The organism is Microbulbifer sp. 2205BS26-8 (assembly GCF_030731025.1).
Classification (GTDB): Bacteria; Pseudomonadota; Gammaproteobacteria; order Pseudomonadales; family Cellvibrionaceae; genus Microbulbifer; species Microbulbifer spongiae.
In genome coordinates this window covers 1-770 of the sequence record NZ_JAVAMR010000160.1, presented here as the reverse complement: position 1 = coordinate 770, position 770 = coordinate 1, and the positions used below count along the sequence as shown (strand labels likewise).

At 36.9% G+C, this 770-nt stretch carries 2 protein-coding genes; both read left to right on the top strand.

All coding sequences use genetic code 11. The features are described 5' to 3' along the window. On the top strand, positions 1-323 hold a 323-nt coding region (locus Q5Y71_RS17040; protein WP_306043266.1), incomplete at its 5' end, for a hypothetical protein. Further along, a partial coding sequence (locus Q5Y71_RS17035) for a hypothetical protein (RefSeq protein ID WP_306043265.1) occupies positions 323-770 on the top strand: 448 nt, incomplete at its 3' end. The genes Q5Y71_RS17040 and Q5Y71_RS17035, both read left to right, overlap by 1 nt.

Here is a 770-nt window from a genome sequence, read left to right as displayed (position 1 = left end):
CTGACTTGCAATCTATGTTGGGGCAAACGGATGAAAATCTTCGAGTGATGTCAGCTCAATCTGAATTGAGGAATATAGGGGTGTTGTCTTTAAACAGCCAGGCTGTTTCGGGTATGGATGGAGCTCTCTCGACTGGAATGTCTTTAATAAAGAATGGTGGACTTTCTTTAGGCAACCCTGTTTCTTTTGGTATTGGAGTTGTTGCTGACTTTGCTCAGTCACAAAGTGGGATTTCAACCTCGCACTTTATTGGATGCCCAGGCGGTTCATGTGAGGCATATTTGATCATTAACAATGATAGTGAAGTTTATAGGGTTTATTAATGTATAAGTTCATTGGTTTAGTTTTTTTTGTTTCTTGTTGCTTTTCTTTTGCGCAGATTAATAAGGATGATGCGGGTTTTGAAAAAAAATTGTCTCTATATTTAAGTGAAAATAAAATTGCTATTCGTGAGTTGACCACTAAAATGCAGGCGTATGCAAAAGGAGAGCCTGTCTACACTGATAAGTTCTTTTGCTCTATTAATCCTAATTCTCAAAACGAGGATAAATATCTATTTATACAAAACTCCTTATTAATAATGGTGGGTGGGGAGGCGTTCCCTTGCGAAAGAGGTATAGAGGCTTATAGCAAATACTTTGATTTGGGGAATGATGCGCTTTATTGGGTTTCTTTGGCGGCTAGAGATAAATTATTTTTTGAAACATTTGAAAAATATAATGGTACCTGTAGTTTGAAAAAACATTACCCGGATAGCATTCCTTTCTTAA